Below are 20,923 nucleotides of genomic sequence, written 5' to 3'. Positions count from 1 at the left end.
CTCGTCCACGAAGACGCGACTGTTGGGACAGATGCTCAGCCCGAGTGCGCTCCGCCGTCGCAACAAGGCTGTGGTGTGTGTTTCGCCCCTGATATCGCGGAGTGTCAGGGAACGAACACGATCGGTACCTTCTCCGGTGCGCGCCAGATGCGCAGCGATCGAACGATCCAGAACCGCGAAGTATGCTTCGAGACAGGCAGTCTCGTGTTGGTCGACGTCGGTTTCGTACATCTTCGAATCTCCCACTCGTGTCGGTTCGGGGCTGCGCATCGATGGCCGGCGCTCGATCGGCCGAAGCGAGGTCAGGGCCGTTCGGCGAGATCGAACCCGATGTACTTGGCGGCGTCCTCGGGGCTGGCGAAGAGCATCGTCTTGTCGTCGAGGTGCACCATGCGGCCGTAATGCGTCGAGCTGATCTCCTCGAAGACCGACCCGTCGAATTCCTGGCCGAGTGCATCGGTCAGCTCGTCGTAGTCGAAGGAGAGGAGTTTGGTGCCGTCGACGCGGATCATCGAGGGATATTCGGTGAGCTCGACGCCGTCCTTGTCACCCATGACCTCGGCAACCACACGTCCGACCGGCGTGTTCATCAGCGTCACGCCGCACTTGTTGGAGAACTCCGTGTCCGATCCGAAATGCATGGTCATAGTGCCAACTCCTGCGGGATGTCGAGGCCGAGTGATTCGAGCAGAACGGTGAATTTGGCGATCGCCGCGTCCAAGCTGGTCGCGAACGTCACAGCCTTGTCCGCGGGCTGCGACCAGATGGGTTGCAGGGCGCGCGCGGCGGCCAGACATCTCGGTACCCACAGCGACATCCATTCGCCGAACAGTGCGCGATTGGCTTCGCCGTGTTCTGGATCGTGTGTGAGCAGCTGGAACAGCGTCCGGGTGTAGTTGAGGTCGCGGTCGTAATCGTGCTCGCCGGTACCGACGATGGTCGGGGTGATGTAGTCGCCGTTGCGGGCGGAAATCTGCATCACCAGTTCGGTGCGGAACAGGGAGCCGACGAGTTGCTCGAAGACGATGTTGGTTGCGAAGAGCAGTTCGCACCAATCCGGCACAGCCGTCAGCTGTTCCACGACCTCACGTGTCGGCTGCCACTCGGGTGCGCTCTTCCACACCTCCATGTGGGCCGAACCGTCGAAGGAGACATCGGCTTCGGACAGATCGAGATTGAACAATGCGAGATCCTGTGCGAACCGCATCTTGTGGGCGGCGTTCACCGCAACGGCCGTGTTGATCATGTTCGTCGGCCCCGAACGCTGAATGGACGTGAACACATGCAGTGCCAGTCCGTTTTCCGCGTGCATCCACGCACCGACGTTGCGCTCGATGAACTTCAGCCACGGAGTGTTCCAGCCGGCGTAGGCACGGGCTCGCTTGGCGTTGCTCAGACACAGCTCGACCTGATGCACGACTGCGGAGTTGTTGCGGAAGATCGTCTGGTCCCATTCTTCGTTGGGATCGAGAAATTGGTGCCAGTTCGAGGATTTCGCGACCGTCCACTCCTGTGGGTAACCGCCCGGGCCGTCGCCGAAGCCGTAGATCCACCCTTGCGTGAGGTGCCGATCCGGGTCCGGCTGAACGTCGACGGTCACGTCCTCGTACATCGTGGCCCGACGTTTTGCCGGTGTGTAGTAGCTGTACGCACGGCTTCTCGAACTGGGGAACTCCTTTGCTCCGGCCTCGGAGTCGGTGAATTCGATTGTGGGGAAGCTGCGTTGCTTCGGCTCCGTCGTGGCAGTCGAGTCTGTCGTGGCAGTCATGTCTGGCCTCTCGGTTGAGGTAGGGGCTGATGTTCGTGGTGCGCGTGCCCGGTCTCGGCGGTGAACTAGTCGAAGGCAGGGCTGGTGAACTTGTCGAAGAAGATCTGGTCCGTCGGCGTTCCGCACACGTCGAGGAGGTCCAACGCAGCGTCGACCATCGGGGGAGGTCCGCACAGGTAGACCTCGGCTCTGGCGATGTCGGGTTCGAGACGACGTACGACGTCGGTGACGTTTCCCTCTTCGATCGACAAGGATCCCGAGGATGCGACTCCCGCTGCGTCGGATACGCACGCCACGAAGGTGAAGTCGACCAAACCTGCACCGAGGGAGATGATCTCGTCGACGTAGAACAAGTCGGCCGGGGTTCTCGCGCCGTAGTAGAAGTGCACGGGACGGGTGTTGCCGGACTCGCTCATGTGCCGGACCAGCGACAGGACGGGTGCCATGCCGGCACCACCGCCGATGCAGACCACCGGCAGTACGTGACCGTCCTTGAGGGTCGAGGAGCCGTACGGGCCGGTCAGAGAAATGCTGTCGCCGACCGAAATTCCGTCGTCCAGCAAGGCCGCGAATACGCCGCCCGGATATTTCTTGATGAGGAATTCGACCTGGTTCGGCGTCGACGGTGTCGACGCCATGGAGAAGGATCTGAACTCGTCGGTGCCGGGGATCTGCAGATCGGCGTACTGGCCCGGTTTGAACTCGAACACCTCGGGCTCGATCGGTTCGAGGCGTAGGGCCACGATGTCGGCGGTGACCGACTCGGCCGAGACTACGCGGGTGGTGACGTTCTGAATCGGAATTCCACCGAGTAGTTCGTCTTCGTCGAAATTGAGCAGCTCGATGGTGCAATCACTGTAAGCCTTTGTGCGACAGAGTAGTACGAAACCCTCGTCCTGTTCTGCCTCGTTGCACGCGAAAGTGGAGTGGCCCTCCATCTGAATGTCTCCGTCGAGAACGAACGACTTGCACGCCGAGCAACGTCCTTCGCGACAGCCGTGCATCAGGTGGATTCCTTGTCGGAAGGCCGCGTCGAGAATGTGTTCGTCCTCTCGGACCTCCATCTCGATGTCGACCGGGTCGAACGTGATTCGGTGTGTGTCGGCCACGAGGGGTTCTCCTGAATCGAAAGAAAGTGATCGTGCTGGATGCGGTGGGCAGCGCCCGTGATCGGCCGCTGCCCACCGAGTCTGTGATCAGGCAGGCATGGTCGCGCCGGCTCGGTACGCGGCGATGTGTGCGTTCCGCTCCGATTCGGTCATCTGGTTCAGCAACACGTTCGGGCTCTGGAAGGTGTTCCCGCGGACATCGTCGAGTGTCCACATCTTCTTCGGATCCAGATCGAGGTGTGGCTGACCGACGAGCGTCTTGCCGTCGTCGCGGACGTAGCCGAGATCGGAGACGATGTCGGCGAGATCCTTGCCGTGGTGCAGCGTCTCCCATTCACGGAAACCTGTGAGACGACCCATGTTCGGCGTGTCCTTGCCCTCGTACTCGCCGCGGAAGGCAACTGCGTCGGTCCAGTAGCACGTCTCCGAACAGTAAGTGCGCCACTGGTTGTCGACCTTCTCGACCACCATGTCCTCGCGGATGAGGGCCGGCACCATGCACGTCCAGCAGCGGTGCGGATACTGGTAGCCGACGTCCTCGAATGCAATCGGCTTGTTGATCCCCGGGTACGCGAGCCGGTTGTACTCCTCCCACCACTTGCCGTACTTGCTGTACCAGCCGGGGTACTTGTGCTCGAACCACTCGAAGTCCGTGTCGGTCATGGTGTCGATGCGCCAGTAGTTGACCGGCCAACCGGTGGCGAAGAATCGCGCGACCTCGTGCACGTAGCCCTTGTTCGTGATCCGGTTCCACGCTTCTTCGACCAAGTCGTGGGGGATCGTCAGGCCGTACTTCTCGAGCGGGATCAGGTAGCTGCGGTAGTAGTCGTCGTAGATCCACCGCTGCCACATCTCGGCGTAGCTTTCGCGGTCCTTGCGTCGATCCTTGGTGCCGTACTCGATGAAGGTGCCGATGGCCGCGTCGACAACGCAGTGGTTGTTCCACCAGGCGTAACGCAGATCGCGTTCCAGTAGAGGACGATTCCGCTCGTCGGCGAGGGCCATGAGCAGAATCGAGTACCCGTTCGAGATGTGCCGTGATTCGTCGGATTGCACCGAGTGGAACACCGTCGGCAACAGGTAGTCGCCGTTGGCGGCGGCCTCGTCCGGCATGGCCACGAACAAGGTGTTGGTGAACGCCGTCTCCGCCACCACGGTCAGATAGATGTTTGCGGCCGTGATGGCATCACCGGTGATGAAGCCCTCGCCGAACTGCCTGCCGATAGTGCCCGCGTAGTTGTTCGCGAACGCTTTCTCGGTCATATCGAAGCCGGCCGGGTCGATGTAGTTGTTCATGTACAGCTTCTTGAGATTCATCTGAATCGTCGAGTGACGCACCTCGTCGATCATCTGAACGGCAAGGCCGTTGTGGATCTCGGGGTTCGGCACGGCATCGATCGCCATCGGCATCGCACGGGCCGCCGAAATCTCGGGGAACGGAATGATCGAGAGGAACAACTTCTGCCACTCGAGCCAGCGTTGCTGGACCTGGCGGAACATGTTGCCGCGAATGGCACCGTCCATCGCGCCGTACACGCGGTTGTCCTTCTCCTCCTCCATGGGGAAGTAGGACCGCATGATCTGCTTGAGTGGGTCCTTCTTGGGTGCTTTCTCGAACGTGTAGTCCGTGCCGAAGCGAGTAGCAGGGGTAGCGAACGTGGGTTCCCACGTCAGCTCCGAAATCTTCGCGTGTGCCTTGGTAAGGCTTTGCCTACTCAATGTGCGCCTCCTGGATGCGAGGTCGGCAGGGGTTGTCGACCTTCTCGGGAAGATGTGCACATGATTGAACACCGTGACTTACGTCTCATCCGTCTCAGTTTGAGATTTGTGGCACTCGATGTGCGGCCTGGTAGACGGCGTATAGATCGGTCGAAAGTGCACCCATTGGAAACAAACCGAACGTAAGGTGTGATTGTCTCGCCGAGGAGGGCACGTGAGTTTTGGATCAGGCAGAACGGCGACTGTGAGCGAGTCGGATGCTCAGGCTTCGCCGTTGTTTATCCCGCTGTTGTTCATCTCGGTGCTCTTCGTCGGTGCGTTGCCGTTCTACGTTCGGCAACCGGTCGTCAGCGGTGAGTCGGTGTCGGGTCCGGCGTGGTTCGGTGGTGCGCACCTCGGAGAACCAGCAGCCGATGTGTACTGGCTGTGCGCTCTGCCGGTGTGCATCGGGGCCGTCGCGGTCTACTGCGTGTGGAGCGAACGTCGATCGGGCGTCGCCATGCATGTTCGGCTGTGGCTCGTTGCGAGTCTCGGATTGTCGAGTGCAATAGCAGTTTTCGTGCAGAACGGAATGATGTTCTACGTGGGTAACATGACGATTCGAGGATTGTTGCCCTTACTGGCGATATCGATCGCGGTCCTGGTGTGGGGTGTCGGCCTGCGGTCGCGGTTGCTGGTGGCAATCGGTGTTGTCGCCGTTGCTGCGAGTCTGGTGTCCAACCTCTACAACGTCGAGAATCTCGTGCCGCGGGAGTGGGCACTGGACCCCCGCTTCGGTCTGTGGCCGAACATCGTGCTGACCGCAGCGGTGTTCGCGGTCGGAGCAGTGGGGTCGGGGTTTGCCGAACGGTCCCGGCGGTAAAGCCTGCAACGCAGCGTGACCCGGACGATGGGGGTCGTCGCCGGCGGTGGACACTGGCAGGATGGCCAGCCCAGGTGACCCGAAGTCGGTGTGGACAACAGTCTCGGTGATCGTCGGCACCGTGGCAGCGGGCGTCGTAGTCGCCGGTCTTCTCCACGATCCGCAACCCGACGCCGTGTCGATACCTGGCTGTGCGGAGGTCATTCAGCCCGAGGACATGCAGAGAATCAACTACGCCATTGTCGGACCGGATTCCGCCCCGGCGGGGTTCGACGCAGCAGCCAAGTCGGCCGCTTTGGCGCGAGCCCTTCCCGCCGGGACCACGGTAGAACCCGATGCCATGTTCCCCCCGCTGACATTCGACTTCAGCGCCTCTGCGTACGGGCGTATCTCGCTGGGCGGAGCCGTGGGTGACCTGAACGTGAGGCTGTCGACATCCGACCAATCTGCCGGTCCATGTTTTGCCGGGCAGGTCGATGAGCGTCGGACACTGAGTGACGGCACAGTCGTCGATCTGAAATCATCCGAAAGACGTAGTCGCGTAGAGGTATACGGGACCGACGGCAGCATCGTCGATGTATCCGCCGACCCTGTGTTGACGGTCCAGCAAGTGACCGACATCGCGATGACGCCCTGTCCTCGCTGGAATCCTAGGCCCCCTTGACCGCCGTACCTTGCACGCCGGTGTCGGCACTGCCCCAACATGTCCGACCCCGCCGCAATGTCTGCGACGGGGTAGGGCACATTCGCGTGCTTCTACGCGCGGGCGACCAGCTTTCCTGCGATTCCCGACAAGATTTCGGTCGGCCTCTGCTGCTCACCCTGCTGAGCACCCAGCACCACGAGGGTTCCGGTCAGAACCGGCAATGCCCACTGGAGGTACTTCAGTTGCTTCTGTGCTGCGGCGGCCTCGCGTGGGGTACCTGCTGACGGCTCGGTTGCCGAATCGATCGAATGACCCTGAGCCTTGGTCGTTTTCGCGCCGAGGACACGGCTGTATGCAGTGGCGACGAGGGCGGCACCGGTAACGGCGATCTTGAAGTTGGTGTTGGCGGTGACACCCTGCTGATGACGAGCACGACCGCGGTTGGCCATGAGTATGCCTGCGCCGCCGATGAGATGTGCACCGATGGCCGCGGCGTTGACCGGAGCCCATTTCGCCCACCCCGCCGCGGCAACCTGTGCGCGGTCTCGCGGATCCTGCACCGCAGTGGCAGCACCGTTCACGCCGACGGCACCCATGAGCGAGCCGCCGAACCAGGCAGCAGCACCGAGATCGTGTAGCGAACGGATGAGGGTATTTCTGTTGGACATTTGAGGATCCTTCGGTTGTGTGCGCTGCTCCGATCGCGAAACGCGCGATATAACAGAGGTTTTGGCGGCCGCGTGAACTGCTCCTTGTCCATCGGTTACCCGCGTGAGCGGTTTCCACACCTGGGCCCCACGCCGACTCGAACCGGAACGCCACGGATGCGCCCTCGCTCCTCGAACCCCGTCAGGCGTTCAGAGCAGTGAGCCGACCAGTCCGCCGTCCAGGACGAGGCTGCTCCCCGTGCACCACGACGACTGTTGCGATGCGAAGAACGCGACCGCTGCTGCTACTTCCTCCGGTGTGCCGTAGCGCCCTTGTTTGTCGGCGATGAGGGTGTCGAACCCTCCTTCCGGTAGCCCCAGAGCTGCCTCGAATTCGGGGGCTGCCTTGGTGACCAGAGCGGTATCGATGAACCCTGGCAGCACAGCGTTGACTCGAACACCCTGCGCTCTGAACTCCGTTGCGGCGGTTTCGGTCAGATTTCTCACCGCGGCCTTGCTGGCGGCGTAGGGCGCGAGCAGCGCCGAACCTGCCGTCGCGGTGATCGAGCTGATGGTGACGATGGAGCCGCCGCCGGATGCTGCGATCGCGGGTGCGGCGTAGCGGATGGTCAGGAACACGCCGTCCAGGTTGACTGCGGTGGTACGCCGCCAATCGGCGTACGACATCTGTGCGATCGCTCTGACTTCGCCGACACCGGCGTTGGGAATTGCTATGTGCAGGTTGCCGAAGTGTTCGACGGTCTGCTCGACGAGAGATCGAACCTGATCCTCGTCGGTGACGTCTGTCGCGACAGCGATCGCACCGTCGATCGAAGACGCCACTTGGCGAGCGGCGTCGAGATCGATGTCGGAGACGACCACCTGTGCACCGTCGGAGGCCAGTCGCCGCGCGATGGCGGCACCGAGGCCTGCCCCGGCACCGGTGACGAGTGCGACCTTGCCGTGGAGAGATTCGTCGATTGGCATTGTGTTCGGTCCTTCCGTGGGAAAGCAGAGGTGGTGCCTTCTCGCTGACGACAGAGAAGGCGAAAGGTATTGCTGTGTCGTTGTTTCAGCGCTTCAGCAGGTCATCCAGAGCTCGTCGCGCTGCGTTCAATCCCGCCATGCCGTGTGCACCGGGTCCGGGGGGAGTTGCCGCAGAGCACAGATAGAACCCCGGCGTTCCCGTGCGGTACGGGTCTCGGCCGGGCCGTGGTCCGAGGAGCAATTGTGTCGGTGACGACGTACCGCACAGAATGTCGCCGCCGACGAAATTCGCGTTTCCTTCGGCGAAGCTCTGCGGAGACGTGCTGACTGTCTCCACAATTCGCGAACGCAGACCCGGTGCGAACTGTTCGATGCGGTCGATCACGACGTCGGTGACATCGTGATCGAGGCCGGAGGGAACATGGGCGTATGCGTACAGCGGTACGACGTCTCCGTCCGCGCGCTGTGAATCAGCGACGAACTGCTGCCCGACGAGGACGAACGGCCGATCGGGCATTCGTCCTGCAGCGACGGCCGCCTCTGCTGCGATGGTGTCCTCGGCGCTACCTCCCACGTGCACAGTGCCGGCCTGCGCGACCCGGGGGTCGGTCCATGGGACTCCACCGCGCACCGCGAGGTCGACCTTGAACGCAGCCGGTCCGTGCCGAAACCTGTTGTAGGAGCGACGTGTACGCGTCGTCAAATCCTGGCCGAGTACGTCGGCCACCACGGACGGCGTCGTGTCGAAGATCGTGATGTCCGACGACGGCAGATCGGCTCGCGAGGCAACCCGCGTCGAGGTCTGCACGGTTGCTCCGAGTTCGATGAGCGCGGAGTGCATCGCCCGTGAGATCGCCGCGGTTCCGCCCTCCGCCACCGGCCATCCGTTGTGGTGTCCCGCGGTCAGGATTCCCACCCCGATGGCGGAGGAGAACACTTCGGTCAACGGCCGCATCGCGTGTGCCGCTGCTCCGACGAACAGTGCCCGCGCCTGCGGTGTGGTGAACACCCGTGACAACATCGCAGCGGGCAGAGCAGTCGGCGCACCGAATCGCGCCAGCAGCAGTGGATGTCGGGGCAGGTGCACGACCGGTCCGAGAAGGTCTTCGGACAGTCTGTCGTACGACGACGACGGTTGCCCGAACAGTGCCTTCCATCGTTTGCCGTCCGCACCCAGGCCAACAGCAGTCTCGTTTATCGATCGATGGAGCAGCGCTGCCGCGTCGTCGAGAAGCGGATGGGCGCAATCGATCTCGGGCCACCGCCACGTCAGTCCGTGTTGCTCGAGACCGGCGAGGGCAGGTGAACCCACCGCCATCGGATGGAAACCGGCACAGTGATCGACGAGCAGATCGACGGTGGTGAAAGGCCGGTGGCTACGGGTGCCGCCGCCGATCTCGCTCTCCGCCTCCAGCACGGTGACGTGTATGCCGTCGCGTGCCAGAGCAAGTGCAGCGGCAAGCCCGTTCGGGCCGCTGCCCACTATCGTCGCGGATCGCGTCATGATGTCGATTCTCCAGCACCGGCCGTCGCTGACGACGCCTCTGGTGCCGAGTGTCGAGCGGTTGTCGAGTCTGCGCGACGCCGCCACGTCACCGACATGGGGATGGGGCCGTCGGGTAGCCACGGCTGGGCGGACACCGCGTCGTCGACGTTCCACGTACCGGTTTCGATCACGCCGAGGGCGGCATCGATGAGCTTGTAGGACTGCGTCTTTCGATGGATGGGCTGCGATTCGACCCACGCCACCACGAACTCGCCCGGCTCGAAGTTGCAGCGTCGCTGAATCGCTGCGATGAGGGAGGCGTCGTGCAGGTGGCCGTCGCCGAAGTTGAAGCCGAGAATTGAGTTGCAGGCGAATTCGCCTTCACGCACCGTCCATCGGTCGATGTCGGGAACGTTGCGGATCAGAAGCGAGAACAATCCGCGGCCCTGACTGTGCATCGAGCGCCATGCGATGGTCTGTTGCATCGTGATCTCGGCGACGGCAGGCGGGTAACCCATGGCTTCGAGCTGTCGTACCTGATTGCGGGTGGGGCGCACGATCTGATCGAGCTTGTCCTCAGCACCCGGTGCGAACGCCCAGAGACCGGAGGCCCAGTTGCCCGCGTACTGGCGCATCGAGGGCGTGAAGGCCACGAGGTCCGGTCGTAGGTTGCCCAGCACCGGGAAGAAGAACAAGCACACCAGCGCTGTCGCCACGAACCACGGGGAGGCGTCGAAGATCGAGAATCCCTGTCCTGCAGGATGTCCGACGAAGAGGAACACCGCTGCGTAGGCGAACAACAGATTCCACTCGAGCGGGACCGCCAGCGGGAACGTCGAGATGATGAACAGGTGGAATGCCACCATGAGAAGTGCTCCGGCGAGTGCGACGGTCGTGTTGGTGGTGAGCAGCAACACGACCGGTACCGCGATCTCGACGGTGGTGCCCAATACGTGCGCGATCAATTTGGCCGTTGCCGAGGGGCGAATGTCGTCCGGGAAATTCCGGTAGTGCTTGCGCCTGGCCCAGCGCGTGGGAATGCAGGGGCTGTTCGAGACCATGGGCGGAACGACGTTGGCGAAATGTGCACCGAATTTCGAGATGCCGGCCCCGACCCACACCGAGAAGATGAGCAGCTTCAGTCCGACGACGAGGTCCACGATGGCGTTGTCACCGAGAATTCCCACGAGACCGAACAGGACTATCGCAGGACCGTACTGCTCGGCGCGGGCAGCGATGAAGATCGTCTTGTCACGAAGGCCCACAACGATGGTGAGCAAGACCGGCGCGATGGCCCAGCGTGGATCGACGAGGTTGCCGATGCCCTCGGGCAGGATCGAGGCAAATGCACCGGGCGGTGTTCCGGGCGCGATGACGGGGACGAACAGACTCGCCAGGAGCGCGAGATACAGCACGACGTCCAGCGGCGTCCTGGTGTCACCCGAGGTGAACGGCACCTTGCCCGGCCACGGAGGCATCCGAACGGTCCCCGGTTTCGCCCAGAACAGGATTCCGCCTGTCATCGGCTTGAACTTGCCGGCGATCGGTCCCCATGACCCCGCGAGTCCGACGGTTTCGAGCAGCATCGTCCAGTAGACCAACTTCTGGTAGACGATCATGTCGTCCCACCACGAGCTGACGTCCCACGGCATCCCGACGCCGGAAGTCAGTGTCGCCAGAGTCAGGCCGATCCCGATGTAGAGCACCAGGAGCTTGACGACGTAGGTGGTGGGGATGACCTTCGGCGAGCCGAAGCCGTAGTCGACCCAATGCAGTGCAAGGGTTTTCACTCGTTCCAGCAGGGGCCGGTCGAGGAAGGTTTCGAGGTCGACAGGTGGAAACTGTCCGTTCTTGAATCCCATGAGTGAGCTTTCTGTAGCGAGCGCTGAGGATGAAGGAGCAGGAGTCAGCCCTTTCGCCCGAGGCTCGGGTCGCGGTGACGCAACCATCGGACTGTGTCCTGCACCACAGAAAGCTACGGGGTTCCTATCGGCGGTCCCAATGGTTCGCCGACCCGAGGCTCACCTTCGTTTTTGTGACGCCGACCCAAAGTGCACTCTCAGGAGAGGATCCGAGCCCCGAGCCACTGACATGCGGTGAGGGCAACCTCGACGGCGAGTCGGTCGTCGGACAGTGGCCGGGGGAGCAGCTTCTCGGCATTGTCGACGCGGTAGCGAATCGAGTTCTTGTGCATCGTCATCACCGCAGCCGCCGCGGAGAGGCTCCGTTCGCACGCAAGGTAGATCCGCAACGTGGTGCGCAATCGTTCGGCATGTGTGGTGTCGGCGGCCAACTGCGGTCCCAGCACGGTCAGGACCCAGGCCTGCAATGCCGACGGGTCGCGAGCGCACAGGTCCACCACGGCCAACCCGGGGTCGTCGTAGCGTTCGATCGTTCGGCCTCGGCCACCCAGAACGGCCACGTGATGGGCGCGCTGAGCCTGCCGGTGGGATGTGACGAACCCGGCCGCGTCGAGTCCGATGGCCCCGGCCGCCAACAGGGGTGCGTCCTCGGTCCGCGGTCGAGTGTTGATGCGATCGAGAACGACGGCGAGATCTGTGTCGTTCGATGGAACCTGAATCCATCCCCACGCGGTAGCGCCGTCGCGTCCGACCACCAGGGGAGGGGCCGGACTGTCCAAGTCCGCCGCCAGAGCGCGGATGGTCGTGGTGAACCTGCGCATCCGGTCGCCGCGAACGGCGGACTCGCCGACCCAGGCCACGACGGCCAGGTGTCGTCCGCGCAGTCGATACCCGGTCACTCGCTCGACGACATCCAGCGACCTCTTGCCGTTCAGGAGATCGAGTACCGCATCGAGTCGAGCATTCTCGCGGTCCGCCAGCCAGGACTCCCGCTCGGTCTCGTACACCGCGGCCACCCGTTGCGAGATCCAGTCGATGTAGTCGAACACCGAATCGACGATCACGCGGTGCGCTTCCATCCGGACCGGGTCCGGCGCGGCCAGCGACATCGAGGTCTCGAACGCTCGATCGAGCAGAAATTGCTGTCCGAGTCGATAGGCGCGAACCAAGGCATTGACCGGCACGCCCCACTGAGCCAGGCGGCGCGCATATTCGATGGCCGCCGCCGGCGGCTCGAATCCGGCACCGCCGATGTCGTGCTGCAGAGCGTGCAGGATCGTGTCGACGTTGCCCTCGATACTCGATCCCAGCAGCTCGATCAGCGATGGTTCGTTGTTCAGTTCCGTGATGCGCGACGCGAGTGTCGTGCGCATCTGCGCCACGACATCTGCCAGCCGGGCATTGAGGTGCGCGGCAACCGCAGCCACGTGAGTGCGCACCGCCTCGGCGGAGGCGGGCGAGATGTCGGCAGGTGTCGGCACGGGTGTTCCTTTACGTTTCGGGCTACAAATAATCCGCGGTTTTTGTGCTGCTGGACCGAAGTCTTTCAAATGGCCAATCCGTAACCTACGTCACATGCTGCCAATTCTCGACGCCTCCTCGCCGGTTCTGCAGGCCATGTACCGCCGGATCGACAACGACCCGTACGGCGCGTGTCTGTCCGACGACTCCACTCGGTTGAGCAATGCCGAGTTCGGGCTCGAAGTCGACTCGGTTGCCGCCGAACTCGTCGACGCGGGGGTGGGAGCGGGTGATGTCGTTGCAGTCTTGCTTCCGAATCGCATCGACATCATCACCACGATGTTCGCGGCATGGGTGCTGGGAGCAACGTTGACTCCCGTCAATCCCGCACTCACCGACGACGAGGTGCGCTACCAGCTCGAGGACTCGACCGCCCGCGTGCTCGCCGGTAGCGAGCGAGCCTGCATTCTCGCACGCGCACAGGGTATTTCGTTCATCGACGTGGACTCCCGCGATCGTCGTCCCCGCACGCCTCAGTTGGACGGCACGCATCGTGGATCGGGGCCTGCCGACAGCTCGGCACCGGCCTTGATCGTCTACACCTCGGGAACGACGGGGCGGCCGAAAGGCTGTGTGCTGACTCATCGCAACGTCGACCGGATGAGCGCCGCGATCGTGACGGCCTGCGAATTGACCGAGGCCGATACGAGCCTGCTGGTGCTTCCACTCTTTCACTGCAACGGACTCGTCGTCGGCTCGGTCGCTCCGCTGCGAGCCGGCGGGCGTGTGCACATCGCGCCTCGTTTCTCGCCGGACACGTTCTGGGACAACGTGGAGACCGTCCGGCCCACCTACTTCTCCGCAGTGCCCACCATGTACTCGCTGCTTGCCGACCGTGGATCGACCGACCGCGACATCTCGTCGCTTCGATTCGTCATCTGTGGAGCAGCGCCCATGCCTGCCGGCCTGATCGCGTCGTTCGAATCGATCTTCGGCGTGCCGGTCGTCGAAGGGTACGGCCTGTCGGAATGCACTGTGGCGGCAACGATCAACCCGCCGAACGGGATTCGAAAGCCGGGCACGGTCGGCATCGCGCTACCCGGTATCGACATTGCGATCGATACACCCGACGGTCCGAGCTCCCTTCCTGGCCGGACCGGTGAAGTATTGGTGAGCGGCGAGACGGTCATGCAGGGATATCTGGGTCTGCCGGACGTGACCGCTAAGACCATTCGAGAGGGGTGGTTGCACACCGGCGACATCGGAGTCCTCGACGAGGACGGCTATCTCGTCTTGGTGAATCGACTAAAGGACATGATCATTCGCGGCGGCGAGAACATCGCGCCGAGCGAAATCGAACATGTCCTGCAATCCCATCCCGACGTCCTGGAAGTGGCCGTCGTGGGCGAAGCGCATCCGGTCTACGGGGAGGTGCCCGTCGCGCACGTCGTGGCACGAGCCGGTCGCAGTATCTCGGTCGACGAGCTGGACGCGCACTGCGCGCGGAGCCTGGCCAAGTTCAAGCGACCGACTCGGACAGTCGTCCACGACGCTCTACCGAAGAACTCCGTCGGAAAGATCGTGAAGAAGGAGCTCGGCGCGTAGTCCGATCCGACCTGCCCTGTCGCTACCGGGTCAGGACGGTCGCGGTCACATGGACGAGGCCGCGAAGGTCAGGAACACGACGAACAATCCGATGCCACCGAGCGCCGCACCGATCACGGCGTCGCGACCGTTGGACGCGTCGCCCTCGACTGCGCGGCCGAGACCGATCCAGCCACTGACCACCGCGATCACTCCGGCCGGGATGGTCACGAAGTCTCCGACGAACGGCACGAATGCGCAGACGACCGCGACGATGCCCGCAATCAACGCCAGGTTCCCGGCACCGTCTCGGAACATCGACCGAGAAGGGGACTTGCGCATCACCGGCACTCCTTCTCGCATGCAGTGCGGCAGCACCGCCCCGACCTGTTCTTCTGCAGGTAACCGGCAACGACGCCTCCATAGTAGAGACTCGATCATCTCTTCATCGGCGACGGTCAGTCGGATTTCATCGGAACGTGGTGGGAGTCGCGGCCAGTTGTATGCGCTGTGCCGTCGGGCAATCGCCGTCGAGCTTCCCACCTGACCCGAGCGGTCAGGGGGTGGGCGTGCTTCTGCGGACTCGGTGGTTGTGCCATGCCTGCGCCGCCAGAGGCATCCCGACAGCGCCGATGCAGACGACCGGCAACGCGAAAAACCACGGTACGGATGCGCTCTTCGCGGCCACTGCAACACCGAAGACGACCATCGGAAATCCGAAGGTGTCCAGTAGGTCTACCTGCCGGGGTTCGATCGGCGGCCGACCGTTCCAGGGAATTCGGCGGCCCGCGTTCTCGCGCATCCTTCGGCGCGTCGACGCAACGGTCGGCGCCGCGCCTATCGCTGTCGTGCATATCCCTGCGACGACCATCCATGACTGTCCGTCCTCGAACAGAATCGCGGTCAGAACAAGTCCTACAAGGACGATGCGCGCACCCCACACCTTCCATCGAGGTGCAGCTTCGCGCTCGTCCCGTTGCACGTCGACCGGCCGCATCGGCTGCAGGGGCGCCATGTCTCGACCCTCCCATACTGCGGCTCTTGACCGGTCGCTGCGACTCACCGTACCCTGACCGACAGTTGATATATCAGGACTTCAGCGGCCCGCCGAATCGAGGAATCGAAAGTATGACCACAGCGCTCAAGATCGACGGAACGGCGGTCAGCGCGATCGTCAAGGACGATCTGCGATACCGCGTCGAACGGCTCGCCCAGCAGGGGATTCGGCCCGGCCTGGGCACGATTCTGGTGGGCGACGATCCGGGGAGCCGTTCCTATGTCGCGGCGAAGCATCGCGACTGCGCCGAGGTGGGACTGCATTCGATTCAGGTCCGGTTGCCTGCGTCCGCGAGTCAGCAAGAAATCGAAGATGCCGTGCACGCTCTCAACGAGGATCCCGAATGCACCGGTTTCATCGTTCAGTTGCCGCTGCCCTCGCACATCGACACCCATCGGGTGATCGAGCTGATCGATCCTCGCAAGGATGCCGACGGGCTGCATCCGACCAATTTGGGTCGGCTCGTACTCGGCATGGACGGGCCGCTGCCCTGCACCCCACGCGGGATATTGGAACTGCTTCGGCACCACGATGTTCCGATCACCGGTGCTCGCTTCTGCATCATCGGATGTGGAATCACGGTGGGTCGTCCGCTCGGCTTGATGCTGACGCGTCGCAGCGAACACGCCACCGTGACGATGTGTCACGAGGCGACGGTGGACACCGCCGCGCACACTCGGGCCGCCGACGTGGTCATCGCGGCAGCGGGTGTTGCGCATCTGGTGCAACCGGACTGGATCAGTGCCGGGGCCACGGTGTTGTCGGTGGGAATCACCCGTACCGTCGAGGGCATTCTCGGCGACGTGCACCCCGGCGTCGAGCACATTGCGGGGCGGCTCAGTGGAGCGACCGGCGGGGTCGGGCCGATGACCAGGGCGATGCTGTTGACGAACGTGGTGGAGTGCGCGGAGGCCGCTCAGGCCGAGGGGATGAAGGACTCCCGGTAGCCCATCTTCTCGCTGATCTCGGCGGCGGCGGCCAGTACGTCGGGGACGATGGCCCGCATTCTGGTTTCGTCGAAGCGGTATACCGGTCCCGAGATGCTCAGCGCGGCGGTCGTCTTGCCGGTGTAGTCGAGAATCGGGGCTGCGATGGCGTTGAGTCCGGTCTCGAACTCTTCGACGACGACGGCATATCCGAGGGATACCGCGGCATCGAGTTCGGCAGTGAGACCGGCTTTGGTGGTGAGTGTGTGCTCGGTGTACCGGTGGAGGTCGAGTCCGTCCACGACGTCCTGACGCGTATCGGAGTCGAGGGCAGCCAGCAACACCTTGCCGCTCGCGGTGGCGTGCAGCGGTGTCTGCTCCCCGATCCAGTTGTGGGTTCCCACCGAACTCGGCCCGCGGGCCTGATCCAGGTGGACCGCTGTATTGGACCGCAGCACAGCGATATTGACCGTTTCGCCGAGCTTGCCGGCGAGGCGTTCGCAGACCGCGTGGCCGTATTCGGTGATCTCCAGACGCTCGGGCACGGCCGCCGCGAGCCGGAGGACTCCGAGGCTGAGCCGGTACTTGCCGCGATTGTGCGTCTGCATCACCATGTCGTGTTCTTCGAGCGACGCCAGCAGCCTCGACACCGTGGATTTGTGCACACCGATCTCGGTGGCGATGGCGCTCACGCCGGCCTCTCCGAGCCGTGCCACGACCTCGAGCACCCGAAATGCGCGGTCGACGGACTGGACGCCACCCTCGGGGGCACGTGTCGAATCGTCGCTGGCCACCCCCGCGACTATACGTAACAGGCACTTGGCCGTGGTGTTGCCCCTCGGAGCGTGGCCCGAGCCGGCGATCTAGATGACGGCGCGCACCGCGTCGTCGAACTCGGTCACGTGTGCTCGGGCGATGGTCGCGGCCTTCTCGGCATCCCCGGCCGCGATGGCGCGCAGCAGCTCGGTGTGCGTTCCCACATGGTCGGCCAGCGGAGGCAGACGATCCATGAACAACCAGAAGATTCGCGTCGCGAGATTGTTGTAGCGAATCAATGCGTCTTCGAGAACCGGGTTCGCCGCCAGCCGGTAGACGGTGCGATGCACTTCGGCATCCCAGTTGATCAGGTCGTGTTGGCTCGGCGGCGTCGCCTCGAACTTCTCGGTGCGGTCGGCCATGCCCAGCAGAACTTGGCGTTGGGTTGCGGTGGCCGCGGTGGCTGCCTTGGCGGCGGCCAGTGGCTCGAGCCGCTGGCGGATTTCGGAGATGTCGCCCAGATCGGCGACGTCGACGGCCGTGGCAAAAGTGCCGCGGCGGGCGTGCGAGATGACGAGGCGCTCGTACTCGAGCCGTTTGAGAGCTTCCCGTACCGGCGTGCGTCCCACCCCCAGCTCGGCGGACAACGCCGATTCGACGACGGCCTCACCCGGCTTGATGGTCAGCATGATCAGTTTGTCGCGGATAGCCGAGTAAGCGACGTCGGCCATCGTCGCTCCGGGTTCGCCCGGCACCCCCGACGATCCGGGGGCGCCCGGCGATGCGACCTCGACACTCATGGTTACCGATCCTATCGGCACCGAGTGCGGGGCAGCGTGCGGTCAGGCCTCGATGCGGTTCTTCAGCCAGTCGTGGAAGATGCCGATGTGGTGTTCGCTGCCCACCAGCACTCCGCCGTCGCGGTACTTCCGTGAGCTCATGGCGGGCTGGCAGCGTTCGCACGCCTCGAAGTCCTGCAGATTGACGCGGTGGAACAACTCCACCGATTTCTGCAGATCCCGTCCCGATGCGACGACGCCGGGCAGGTACAGCCAATCGCATTCCACCAGAGTGCGATCGGCGGCAAGCGGATACATCCGATGGATGATCACGTGATCCGGGACGAGGTTGACGAACACCTGTGGCCGGACGGTGATGGCGTAGTAGCGCCGGTCCTGTTCGGGTGCGATTCCGGGAATGGAGTCGTGTCCCTCGGAACCGTCGAGCGTGAATCCCTTGACGGATTCCCCGAATTCGGCCCCGTGGCCCACGTAGTACTGGGCGGCGTAACCGTCGGCGAATTCGGGGAGTACCTCGGTCAGCTCGGGGTGGATGGTGGCGCAGTGGTAGCACTCCATGAAGTTCTCGATGATGAGCTTCCAGTTGGCCTTGACGTCGTAGCTCACGCGGCGGCCGAGACCGAGGTCTTCGATCTTGTAGCGGTCGATCGACTCGACGTCGCCGAGTCGATCACGGATGTCCTGCACCACAGTGGTGTCGAAGGAGGCCGGATTGTCGCTCAGATTGACCCAGACGTACCCGAGCCATTCCTCGACCGACACCGACGCCAGGCCGTAGCGAACTCGGTCGATGTCGGGCATCTTGGTGAGATTCGGTGCTGCGATGAGCTTTCCGTCGAGATCGTAGGTCCAGGCGTGGTACGGACACTGGAACGATCGCTTGACTTCGCCCTTGTCCTCCATGCAGATTCGAGCACCGCGGTGCGCGCACACGTTCAGGTAGGCCTTGATCGCCCCGGTTCGGGTGCGCGTCACGATGACGCTTTCGCGGCCGATCTGCACGGTGCGGAAGGCGCCGGGCTTGTCCAGGTCAGCGGCACGGACCGCGCAGATCCACAGTTCCTCGAAGATCTTCTCCTGCTCGAGCTCGAAGATGGCCGGGTCGGTGTAATAGCGACCGGGCAGGGTGGAGATGAGGCTTTCGGGCAGGGGAAGGGAGGTTGCGGGCGGCGTGGTGTCGGGAATGGTGGTCAAGGGGTCCTCCGTACGTGGCCGATCTTGTGGATCGGTGACGAGACGTCAACTGGGGTAATGGAATACGACGGGTGGAGCAGCGGCCTGGGTGATTTCAGACCGCGCGAGCGGGAGCCGAGAGCTGTCGGCGCCAGCGGGTGAACAATCGAACTTGATTGACACCGAGTACACCGACCGGAAGTCCGTCGGATCGATACACGGCGAGGAAACTCCCGAGTTCGGGCGAACCCTCTTCGATGGTGCATTCACTGTCCGGTCCGGCGGTGCCGGCGAACTGAATACGTGACCCGTACTGGTCGGACCAGAAATACGGAGGTTTGACGTGTTGGCCGCCGTAACTGCCCGAGAGCAGGGTGGCCACTGCAACGGTGGGTCGTTCGGACGCCCCGGCCCAATGCTCGACGCGTCGGTGGACGCCGGTCGCATCCAGCCATGCGGCGCAGTCGCCGACTGCGACCACTCCTGGTACGGCAGTCGCGCCGCCGCCGTCGCACAGGATTCCGTTGCCCAGCGCGAGTCCGCTGGTGCCGAGCCAGTCGATGTTCGGAATGCCGCCGATGCCCACAACCACGACGTCGGCGTCGAGGAGTCGACCGTCCGCGAGGCGAACGCCTGTCACTCGGTCGGTGCCGGTCAGGCCGTCGACGGCGGTTCCGCAGATCAACGTGGTGCCGTTGTCGCGGTGCAGATTGCCCACCGCGCTACCCAATCGTGCACCGAGTGGCCCGGCAAGCGGTGACGGGGCGGCTTCGACGACGGTGACCTCGAGGCCCAACTTCCTTGCAGTGGAAGCTACTTCGGCTCCGATGAAGCCTGCGCCGATGACGACGAGTCGTGCGCCGGGCGTGAGATCTGCACGCAGCCGGTCGGCGTCGTCGATCGTACGCAATACGTGCACACCGGCGAGGTGATCGGTACCGGGAAGCGATCGCGCGCGTGAGCCGGTGGCGAGGACGACGCCGTCGGAGGTCAGCTCGGCACCGTCGTCGAGGGTGACGGTGCGACGCGATGGATCGAGGGCGGTGGCCGTGCGGCCCAGAATCCAGGTGGCGTCGAGGTTTTCGTCGTCGGGTTCGAGGGCGAGAGTGCTCACGTCCACGTCGCCGGCGAGGTATTCCTTCGACAGGGGAGGGCGGTCGTAGGGTCGATGGCTCTCGGCACCGACGATGGTGACGGAGCCGTCGAACCCGGCCGCCCGCAGTGCACGCGCGGAGCACAGGCCTGCCAGGGAGGCTCCGACGATGGTGACGCTCTTCATGAATGTCCCTCGGCGGCCAACCGGCTGCGAACGTCGGGCGGAAGATTGGGGGCCGCGGTGCTCAGCTCGACATAGACGACGCCGTCCTCGACGACGACGGTGTGCGTGCGGACAGGCAACTTGGCGGGCGGAGCGTCGACAGCACCGGTACGCAGGTCGAAGGTGGACGCGTGGAGCGGGCATTCGACCGCGCACCCTTCGAGCCAGCCGTCGGCGAGCGACGCGTCCTGATGCGTACAGGTGTCATCGATCGCGAACAGCTCACCGTCCTCGGTGTGGAACACCGCCACCGGAGGGGTGGTGTCGACGCGCAGAGCTTCGCCGCCGGGGAGATCGGCCAAGGAACACACCTTGAGCATTCGGATCCTTTCTGTATCGCTATGCGGAACACGTCTTACTTCCCGCAACAACAGTGTGAACATCGCCACAAGAGTGTGTCAATAGGTGACGGCACTTTTCATACACGCGAAACACGACGTAACCGGAACCGGACAAACCACGCGTTGTACCAGCTGAGCAGGTGGTTAGCCCGTGCAATGACATGCGTGGCCGGTGTCGCATCCGCCCGACTCGATGATGCCCCCGACGTCGGAATACGTCGAGGGCACCATGAAACAAAACGCTACCGACGGGTAAAAAGGCCCATTTTGATATATCAGACGTGCCGAGCCGCAGCGCACGGGCTCGAGTCACCGGAAGCGGCCACCTTCTCGACCCGCAACTGCCCGCTCACAGGACCACCACCGAACGCAGCACCGTGCCCTGATGCATCTTCTCGAACGCCGCCTCGATATCACCGAG

The 20,923-nt window shown here is 63.6% G+C and carries 20 protein-coding genes; 4 read left to right on the top strand and 16 right to left on the bottom strand.

The annotated features are described in order from the left end of the window. Window positions 1–302: 302 nt before the first annotated feature. From mimD to CH278_RS04180, 4 genes are all read right to left on the bottom strand, one after another. Window positions 303–647, bottom strand: a complete 345-nt coding sequence (gene mimD / locus CH278_RS04195) for a propane 2-monooxygenase effector subunit MimD (protein WP_027494759.1) — start codon at window positions 645–647, stop codon at window positions 303–305. Beyond that, window positions 644–1,768 carry an aromatic/alkene monooxygenase hydroxylase subunit beta gene (locus CH278_RS04190; RefSeq protein WP_094621261.1) on the bottom strand — a complete coding sequence of 375 codons (1,125 nt, stop codon included), beginning with the start codon at window positions 1,766–1,768 and terminating at the stop codon, window positions 644–646. The genes mimD and CH278_RS04190 overlap by 4 nt, the downstream gene beginning before the upstream one ends. A 65-nt stretch (window positions 1,769–1,833) precedes the next feature. Beyond that, a complete protein-coding gene (locus CH278_RS04185; protein ID WP_094621260.1) occupies window positions 1,834–2,877 on the bottom strand; it encodes an FAD-binding oxidoreductase in 1,044 nt (347 codons plus the stop codon). Between the two features lie 87 nt (window positions 2,878–2,964). Further along, a complete protein-coding gene (locus tag CH278_RS04180; protein WP_094621259.1) occupies window positions 2,965–4,596 on the bottom strand; it encodes a methane monooxygenase in 1,632 nt (543 codons plus the stop codon). 214 nt (window positions 4,597–4,810) lie between these two features. Here CH278_RS04180 and CH278_RS04175 point away from each other — a divergent pair, with 214 nt between their 5' ends. Beyond that, window positions 4,811–5,458, top strand: coding sequence for a hypothetical protein (locus tag CH278_RS04175; protein WP_143536207.1), 648 nt, complete (start codon window positions 4,811–4,813; stop codon window positions 5,456–5,458). A gap of 61 nt (window positions 5,459–5,519) precedes the next feature. Then, window positions 5,520–6,122 (top strand): hypothetical protein, encoded by a 603-nt coding sequence (locus CH278_RS04170; protein WP_094621257.1) that lies wholly within the window; start codon window positions 5,520–5,522, stop codon window positions 6,120–6,122. A 92-nt stretch (window positions 6,123–6,214) separates the two neighbouring features. On the opposite strand, the gene CH278_RS04165 is transcribed toward CH278_RS04170, so the two are convergent. The 5 genes from CH278_RS04165 to CH278_RS04145 form a co-directional block, all read right to left on the bottom strand. Continuing rightward, window positions 6,215–6,772 carry a hypothetical protein gene (locus tag CH278_RS04165; protein ID WP_094621256.1) on the bottom strand — a complete coding sequence of 186 codons (558 nt, stop codon included), beginning with the start codon at window positions 6,770–6,772 and terminating at the stop codon, window positions 6,215–6,217. Window positions 6,773–6,961: 189 nt separating this feature from the next. Next, window positions 6,962–7,738 carry a glucose 1-dehydrogenase gene (locus CH278_RS04160; RefSeq protein ID WP_094621255.1) on the bottom strand — a complete coding sequence of 259 codons (777 nt, stop codon included), beginning with the start codon at window positions 7,736–7,738 and terminating at the stop codon, window positions 6,962–6,964. Window positions 7,739–7,823: 85 nt separating this feature from the next. Next, window positions 7,824–9,242: a phytoene desaturase family protein gene (locus CH278_RS04155; protein ID WP_094621254.1), complete on the bottom strand. Its 1,419-nt coding sequence runs from the start codon at window positions 9,240–9,242 to the stop codon at window positions 7,824–7,826. Further along, window positions 9,239–11,086, bottom strand: a complete 1,848-nt coding sequence (locus CH278_RS04150; RefSeq protein ID WP_094621253.1) for a DUF3556 domain-containing protein — start codon at window positions 11,084–11,086, stop codon at window positions 9,239–9,241. Before CH278_RS04150 ends, CH278_RS04155 begins: the two co-directional genes overlap by 4 nt. A gap of 197 nt (window positions 11,087–11,283) precedes the next feature. Next, window positions 11,284–12,567, bottom strand: a complete 1,284-nt coding sequence (locus CH278_RS04145) for a PucR family transcriptional regulator (RefSeq protein WP_094621252.1) — start codon at window positions 12,565–12,567, stop codon at window positions 11,284–11,286. Window positions 12,568–12,661: 94 nt separating this feature from the next. On the opposite strand from CH278_RS04145, the gene CH278_RS04140 reads away from it, so the two are divergent. Beyond that, window positions 12,662–14,152 (top strand): class I adenylate-forming enzyme family protein, encoded by a 1,491-nt coding sequence (locus tag CH278_RS04140; protein WP_094621251.1) that lies wholly within the window; start codon window positions 12,662–12,664, stop codon window positions 14,150–14,152. A 45-nt stretch (window positions 14,153–14,197) separates the two neighbouring features. Here CH278_RS04140 and CH278_RS04135 read toward each other — a convergent pair whose 3' ends face one another. Together CH278_RS04135 and CH278_RS04130 are read right to left on the bottom strand one after the other, a co-directional pair. Then, on the bottom strand, window positions 14,198–14,473 hold the full coding sequence (locus tag CH278_RS04135) for a hypothetical protein (RefSeq protein ID WP_032366628.1): 276 nt from the start codon (window positions 14,471–14,473) through the stop codon (window positions 14,198–14,200). 214 nt (window positions 14,474–14,687) lie between these two features. After that, window positions 14,688–15,146, bottom strand: a complete 459-nt coding sequence (locus CH278_RS04130) for a hypothetical protein (protein ID WP_094621250.1) — start codon at window positions 15,144–15,146, stop codon at window positions 14,688–14,690. A gap of 113 nt (window positions 15,147–15,259) precedes the next feature. On the opposite strand from CH278_RS04130, the gene CH278_RS04125 reads away from it, so the two are divergent. Beyond that, a complete protein-coding gene (locus tag CH278_RS04125; protein ID WP_032382947.1) occupies window positions 15,260–16,135 on the top strand; it encodes a bifunctional methylenetetrahydrofolate dehydrogenase/methenyltetrahydrofolate cyclohydrolase in 876 nt (291 codons plus the stop codon). Here CH278_RS04125 and CH278_RS04120 read toward each other — a convergent pair. From CH278_RS04120 to CH278_RS04100, 5 genes are all read right to left on the bottom strand, one after another. After that, window positions 16,105–16,908 (bottom strand): IclR family transcriptional regulator, encoded by an 804-nt coding sequence (locus tag CH278_RS04120; RefSeq protein WP_027494743.1) that lies wholly within the window; start codon window positions 16,906–16,908, stop codon window positions 16,105–16,107. The genes CH278_RS04125 and CH278_RS04120 overlap by 31 nt on opposite strands. Window positions 16,909–16,977: 69 nt before the next feature. After that, window positions 16,978–17,670: a GntR family transcriptional regulator gene (locus CH278_RS04115; RefSeq protein ID WP_218828674.1), complete on the bottom strand. Its 693-nt coding sequence runs from the start codon at window positions 17,668–17,670 to the stop codon at window positions 16,978–16,980. A 42-nt stretch (window positions 17,671–17,712) separates the two neighbouring features. Continuing rightward, window positions 17,713–18,864, bottom strand: coding sequence for an aromatic ring-hydroxylating oxygenase subunit alpha (locus CH278_RS04110; protein WP_027494741.1), 1,152 nt, complete (start codon window positions 18,862–18,864; stop codon window positions 17,713–17,715). A 94-nt stretch (window positions 18,865–18,958) separates the two neighbouring features. Then, window positions 18,959–20,122, bottom strand: a complete 1,164-nt coding sequence (locus CH278_RS04105; protein WP_179273872.1) for an NAD(P)/FAD-dependent oxidoreductase — start codon at window positions 20,120–20,122, stop codon at window positions 18,959–18,961. Continuing rightward, window positions 20,119–20,481, bottom strand: coding sequence for a bifunctional 3-phenylpropionate/cinnamic acid dioxygenase ferredoxin subunit (locus CH278_RS04100; protein WP_027494739.1), 363 nt, complete (start codon window positions 20,479–20,481; stop codon window positions 20,119–20,121). Before CH278_RS04100 ends, CH278_RS04105 begins: the two co-directional genes overlap by 4 nt. Window positions 20,482–20,923: the final 442 nt, after the last annotated feature.

Source organism: Rhodococcus sp. 05-2254-5 (genome assembly GCF_002258575.1).
In the GTDB taxonomy this organism is placed as follows: domain Bacteria; phylum Actinomycetota; class Actinomycetes; order Mycobacteriales; family Mycobacteriaceae; genus Rhodococcoides; species Rhodococcoides fascians.
The sequence above is the reverse complement of the archived record's forward strand: the minus strand, read 5'-3'. Positions and strand labels throughout refer to the sequence as shown.

Bases quoted from the DNA above. Each gene is read 5' to 3' on its own strand.
- mimD (WP_027494759.1), bottom strand. From the start codon at position 647: ATGACCATGCATTTCGGATCGGACACGGAGTTCTCCAACAAGTGCGGC.
- CH278_RS04135 (WP_032366628.1), bottom strand. From the start codon at position 14,473: ATGCGCAAGTCCCCTTCTCGGTCGATGTTCCGAGACGGTGCCGGGAAC.
- CH278_RS04165 (WP_094621256.1), bottom strand. From the start codon at position 6,772: ATGTCCAACAGAAATACCCTCATCCGTTCGCTACACGATCTCGGTGCT.
- CH278_RS04100 (WP_027494739.1), bottom strand. From the start codon at position 20,481: ATGCTCAAGGTGTGTTCCTTGGCCGATCTCCCCGGCGGCGAAGCTCTG.
- CH278_RS04170 (WP_094621257.1), top strand. From the start codon at position 5,520: ATGGCCAGCCCAGGTGACCCGAAGTCGGTGTGGACAACAGTCTCGGTG.
- CH278_RS04125 (WP_032382947.1), top strand. From the start codon at position 15,260: ATGACCACAGCGCTCAAGATCGACGGAACGGCGGTCAGCGCGATCGTC.
- CH278_RS04130 (WP_094621250.1), bottom strand. From the start codon at position 15,146: ATGGCGCCCCTGCAGCCGATGCGGCCGGTCGACGTGCAACGGGACGAG.
- CH278_RS04160 (WP_094621255.1), bottom strand. From the start codon at position 7,738: ATGCCAATCGACGAATCTCTCCACGGCAAGGTCGCACTCGTCACCGGT.
- CH278_RS04105 (WP_179273872.1), bottom strand. From the start codon at position 20,122: ATGAAGAGCGTCACCATCGTCGGAGCCTCCCTGGCAGGCCTGTGCTCC.
- CH278_RS04190 (WP_094621261.1), bottom strand. From the start codon at position 1,768: ATGACTGCCACGACAGACTCGACTGCCACGACGGAGCCGAAGCAACGC.
- CH278_RS04150 (WP_094621253.1), bottom strand. From the start codon at position 11,086: ATGGGATTCAAGAACGGACAGTTTCCACCTGTCGACCTCGAAACCTTC.
- CH278_RS04115 (WP_218828674.1), bottom strand. From the start codon at position 17,670: ATGAGTGTCGAGGTCGCATCGCCGGGCGCCCCCGGATCGTCGGGGGTG.
- CH278_RS04155 (WP_094621254.1), bottom strand. From the start codon at position 9,242: ATGACGCGATCCGCGACGATAGTGGGCAGCGGCCCGAACGGGCTTGCC.
- CH278_RS04140 (WP_094621251.1), top strand. From the start codon at position 12,662: ATGCTGCCAATTCTCGACGCCTCCTCGCCGGTTCTGCAGGCCATGTAC.